At 46.6% G+C, this 4,866-nt stretch carries 5 protein-coding genes; 3 read left to right on the top strand and 2 right to left on the bottom strand.

The annotated features are described in order from the left end of the window. Window positions 1-88: 88 nt before the first annotated feature. On the bottom strand, window positions 89-400 hold the full coding sequence (locus tag ACJ2PR_RS35035) for a nucleotidyltransferase family protein (RefSeq protein ID WP_446880513.1): 312 nt from the start codon (window positions 398-400) through the stop codon (window positions 89-91). A gap of 89 nt (window positions 401-489) precedes the next feature. Next, complete coding sequence (locus ACJ2PR_RS35030) at window positions 490-1,089, bottom strand: recombinase family protein (RefSeq protein WP_446880512.1); 600 nt, start codon at window positions 1,087-1,089, stop codon at window positions 490-492. Between the two features lie 718 nt (window positions 1,090-1,807). On the opposite strand from ACJ2PR_RS35030, the gene ACJ2PR_RS35025 reads away from it, so the two are divergent. From ACJ2PR_RS35025 to ACJ2PR_RS35015, 3 genes are read left to right on the top strand one after another with little or no spacing between them, the layout of a single operon-like run. After that, entirely contained in the window at window positions 1,808-2,389 is a 582-nt protein-coding gene (locus ACJ2PR_RS35025) for a hypothetical protein (RefSeq protein WP_446868447.1), read from the top strand. A 9-nt stretch (window positions 2,390-2,398) separates the two neighbouring features. Next, window positions 2,399-2,734 (top strand): hypothetical protein, encoded by a 336-nt coding sequence (locus ACJ2PR_RS35020; protein ID WP_446880511.1) that lies wholly within the window; start codon window positions 2,399-2,401, stop codon window positions 2,732-2,734. After that, the gene (locus ACJ2PR_RS35015) at window positions 2,706-4,829 is read left to right on the top strand and encodes a hypothetical protein (protein ID WP_446880510.1); all 2,124 of its coding nucleotides are present in this window, start codon (window positions 2,706-2,708) and stop codon (window positions 4,827-4,829) included. The genes ACJ2PR_RS35020 and ACJ2PR_RS35015 overlap by 29 nt, the downstream gene beginning before the upstream one ends. Window positions 4,830-4,866 lie beyond the last annotated feature (37 nt).

Genomic DNA, 4,866 nt, shown 5'->3' with positions numbered 1-4,866 from the left:
TGTGCTTGTATTGTCGTCAGGGCAATTCAAGTTTTCGGATAGGCACTTACTAGACTGGGAGATTTTCAGCGATCATAATTGCTCACTTTCACAATGGCACCGCTTCCGCTAAAACCTGTTCTTTGAGTCTCTCCTTCAACATCTCGATCGTGGCGACATCCACTTTTCGGTTTAGTAATGCTTCCAAATCCAGAATCAGTCCTGCTGGGAACCAAGGGGTAATTCGCGTCAAGTCATAATCGATCAAAAAGTCCACATCGCTCTCTAGAGTCGCTTCCCCACGCGCCACTGAGCCAAACACTCGCACATTGGAAGCGCCATGCTTTTGGGCGATCGCCAGAATTTGCGATCGCTCATTCGCCAAAAGATCCTCGATTCCCAATCCTGTCTTAGTGGTCATCACCCTAACTGGTCTAATTTTTCTCGAATCAATGCTTCCAGTTTAGAACGTTCTCCGCTCTGATTAGATGAACAATGGCGATAAATAGATCACTCAGAAGGCCCGTTACCCTGCTGCTGTCCGGGATGGATGTAGCGGTAATAAGTTGACTGGGAGATTTTCAGCGATCGACAAATCTCTTCTACAGTTTGCGTTGGGTCGGCTGCCAAGGTTTTCCCAATCCGAATCTGTTGAGGCGTGAGCGCTGGCTTGCGTCCAGCTTTTTTTCCTTTAGCTTTCGCTCGTTTTAGACCCATCTGAGTCTTCTCTCTGATCACCTGCTGCTCATAACTCACCAACGTCCGCAACACTCGCAGCATCTCGGCGCGATCGTAGTTTCGCGTGTCCAAATTCTCCTCAATACTTTTGAAGGCAACGGCACGATCGTTCAAACCCACGATAAATTCAAGCAACTGTTTGAGCGGCTTACCGACTCGATCCAATCGCCATACCATCAAAACGGTGTCAGAATGGGCGTTCATGGCTTCGGAGAACAGTAGAGCAACGGCTTCCTCCAGTCCAGGTTGTGCTGCACTTGAGTCTGTGGTGATGTCAGTGAAAATGCGATCGCACCCTGCTTGATTGAGTGCTTCTGTTTGGAGGTCTAACGTTTGGTCATCAGGCGAAATTCGTCTGTAGCCAATTAACATGCATCGTTATCCGTAACCTTCCTTAATACCTTTCTATGAATAAAGCGATCAACCGGAAAACAAGAAATATCATTTTGAAAGTCGTTTTGAAAGGCTAATTTATCAGCTTGTAAACCCAGAAAAACAGCAGATTTATACCTGTCAAAAACGCACCTTTTTGAAAGATAGAGATTCTGAAAAAAACAGTAAAATGAAAGCTAAAGACAACATTAAGAAACTCATTCATCCCGAAAGGACACAGGAAAGCAAGTCGTTTAATCGATCACTACTATATTGCTATCAATCACTTCGCTACATACAAATCAAATTCATCGTTGATCGGTGATGAATCGTTCCACGTTCTTTAACTAAGAAAGCTATATAGCTCTTCATGTAAGGATTTTAGACCAGTTTAGGAATTTTTATAGTAGAGGTAATAAACTTTTTAAGCGCGTTTAGAATCAAAGCTCTCTTCAATGGATATGAAGTACACCAATCCGTAGTTTCCCTAGTTTATTTACGTAGAGCTTTTCAAACGAATACAGTAGTCTCGTACTATTTTACTCTCTAACCCCTATTGAAATTCTGATAGCTCCGACTAAGATGAGTTCATTGAAGATTTTGCAAAGCTTACTTTTCTGATCAGGGTTGCATTCCAAATTTCACTTCCTGACCAATTGATAAGACCTCACTAGGCACCTCACCAAGATTTAAACCCTTAGAATCAGGAGCTAAAACGATGGAGTTTTCCTCGTTGCATTTCCGTTCTGCTCGATTGTTGCATTCGAGCCAGCGATCGCTATTTAGCCGAATCATTCCGTTTTTAGCTTGTCTAGCATTCACCGCTCTGATGGTTATCACTCGCTTCCCCATCTCCATCTGGTTCATGGTTGCATTTGCTCTTCTAATTACCCGATTTTCTGTCTGGGTTCCCAGCCTGACGATTCACCCCTGGTTTCGATCATTTGGGGGATGGAGAATGCTGGGAGCAGTCGCAGGTGCAGTATTTTTTGCAGGCATTACCCTCCACGCTGACCCGGCAACGGCGCAACTATTCAACTCAGCCGAACAGCAAGCGAACAGCATCTTTGGACAATACATTGATAGCGGAATCATCACGTTTTTGTTTGGCTTACTGCGAATCGTGGTTTGGATCTCGGCTGTCGGGTTTGTGCTATTTGCTGTTTATCAGGCGCAACGGGGCGAACAATGGCAACCCTTGATGCAAAACGCATTCATTGTTGTGGCAGCGGTCGTGGTCGTCGAAGGGTTGAGCGCCATGTTCTTTGGCGGTAGCACGACTGCAACTCCTAGAGGATAGGTAATCGCGATGACAGACGATCGCTCCCAACAATTCCGTCCGGTCAACCAAAGTCTGGGACAGCAACCTAGTTTAGGGCCGATTCCAGCAACTCTATTAGCACCCTCTGCGGCGATTTTGGTTGTCTCCTACTTTCTTGTCAAAGTTGTTCTCTCACTGGGATTTGTTTGGTTTCTCCTGGTGAGCGCCTGGGGCATGAGTACCTGGTGGCTGGTAGTCGGCGAAAAAACCTGGAGATTCACGAATAAGTTTGTCCCGGCTCCTGACTGGAATCGGGGATATGTTCACTACACGAGTTGTTTACCGCACGAAGAAGATGGCGACGAAGAAACGGGTTGGCACTAAGTACTACCATTTTAAGCCGTTTGAAGATGAATCAAACCTGGAATGCATTTGCAAACTTGCTTTGCGGAGTCGAGATGTCGGTGCTTATTTGCTCAAGAAAGGTAAGAAATTCTCGTTTGTGTTTGGCTTCCAGGCTTCCAGCATTCATACGCTGTTAGCCAGTGGTCAGGCAGAAAGCGCCCTGACTCGATTAGAAGAAGGATTGAAAGGATTACGCCCAGGTGATCGACTTCGCATTCACCTGCGATCGTTTGCGGACGATAGCGATCGTCAACAGGAATTAGAAAATCTCGTTAACTCAACCCAAAGTTTAGAAACGCAATTCCTACTTCTAGCGCAACAGCGATCGACACGAGAATTAACTCTGCAAGGTGAACGCCAACCAAAGCAGATTTACTTGTTTGCCACGTACACGATCGAGCCAGGAAAAGGAACGAGTCACGATCGCGTTGAAAAACTGCTTGCCTGGTTTGCTGACCAGTATGAAACGCTCAAGGGAATGAAGGAATCTAAGGAGCAGGCGCATTATCTGGAACTTCTCACCCAAGCCTTCACTGATGGCTATCTGCATTGGGAACAGCAGATCAACACGCGCATGGGACTGCAAGCAACACCCATGACGGCGGATCAGCTTTGGAGTTATTTATGGGGACAGTTCAACACTCGGCGATCGCCTCCTTTACCTCAATGTCTAATTCTTCAAGAAACAGAGGGAAAAGTCAGGCTCAAGGAAGAAATCCGAGAAACGCATCATGCTGCAAGTCTATTGGTTCGAGGCGAAAACGGTAGACCGAGCCATCCAAAAGCGGATCGGGAATGGGCGTGGGTCAAAGGTAAATTTGTGGGCGCGATCGTTCTTGAGTCAAAGCCACCCGGATTTGCGTCACCCGAACACCAGCTTTACTACCTCTGGAAAGCGTTTTCTCAGTTTCATGATTGTGAATTTGTGTGCGAGTTAGCTGCCGCCGATCGTGTCATGACGAGAATTACACTGCAACGACTCACCAAACAAAGCTATACAGCCACACATCGGGCAGGTGAGCTAAAGAATGTCGATGTTCTGTCACAGATTCGTATGAAAAAGGGAGTAGAAGCTCAAGAGAAGATTTACGAAGGTGCAATGCCTATTTGGGTTTCAGTCGTTGCTTTAGTTCACCGGAACGATCCACACACCTTGACTGAAGCTTGCCAAAAATTGACAAACGCTTTTCCTCAAGGTGACTTCATTCGAGAAACCGAGATTGCCTGGTCGCTGTGGTTGCGCTCCTTGCCTATCGTGGATGACTGGCTGCTGGGCGACGATCGCAAGCAACTGTACCTCACCAACGAAGCGCCCGGATTAATGCCGCTTGCCTGCACGAAACCCGTAGACTCGCAAGGGATAGAGTTCATTACTCGTGAAGGCAATATGCCGCTTCTAGTTGACTTCATCACCAAGCATCGAGGCATTTTCATCATGGGTGAAACCCGAAGCGGGAAGTCAGTTCTAATGTCTGATCTCTTCGTTTGTGGAATCGCTAACGGCATGAATGTGATCTCGCTGGACTATCCAAAATCGGATGGCACTACAACCTACACTGACCTGGTGAAATTCTTTGGCGATCAGGGAGCCTACTTTGATATTGGTTCAGAAGCAAACAACCTGTTTCAAATTCCAGACGTTCGGCATCTTCCCAAAAAGCAGCAAGGCGAACGACTCGATGACTACAAAGAATTCCTGGTGAAAGCGCTTAATATCATGGTGATGGGAATGGAAACCGAGGGACAACTTGGAAAGCGAATTCACACAGTTTTGTGGCAAGCAATCGCGGCATTCTTCAACGACTCACATATTCAAACTCGATACGAAATTGCCTTTGAGCAAGGATTTGGTAGTGAAGCGTGGTTTGAAATGCCAACGCTCGTTGACTTCATCAAGCTAGTAGCGCACCTGGATTTGGAGATTGAATCAGAGATGATTTCTGAAGCAATCGCCACCATTCTCCTAGAGCTAAAAGGCTGGCTCACCAGTCGAGTCGGTAAAGCGATCTCGCAACCCAGTACAATTCGCACCGATGCCAAGTTCACGGTGTTTGCGCGTAACTACTCAGGTTGAAGTGTAGTCGGGAGAGTGGGATTTCCCAAGAAAACCT

Source organism: Phormidesmis sp. 146-33 (assembly GCF_052939515.1).
Note: the sequence above shows the minus strand (reverse complement) of the source record. Positions and strands in the feature narration are given on the sequence as shown.

Excerpts from the sequence above, each read along its gene's own strand:
- ACJ2PR_RS35035 (WP_446880513.1), bottom strand. The coding sequence starts at position 400 with ATGACCACTAAGACAGGATTGGGAATCGAGGATCTTTTGGCGAATGAG.
- ACJ2PR_RS35030 (WP_446880512.1), bottom strand. The coding sequence starts at position 1,089 with ATGTTAATTGGCTACAGACGAATTTCGCCTGATGACCAAACGTTAGAC.
- ACJ2PR_RS35025 (WP_446868447.1), top strand. The coding sequence starts at position 1,808 with ATGGAGTTTTCCTCGTTGCATTTCCGTTCTGCTCGATTGTTGCATTCG.
- ACJ2PR_RS35020 (WP_446880511.1), top strand. The coding sequence starts at position 2,399 with ATGACAGACGATCGCTCCCAACAATTCCGTCCGGTCAACCAAAGTCTG.
- ACJ2PR_RS35015 (WP_446880510.1), top strand. The coding sequence starts at position 2,706 with ATGGCGACGAAGAAACGGGTTGGCACTAAGTACTACCATTTTAAGCCG.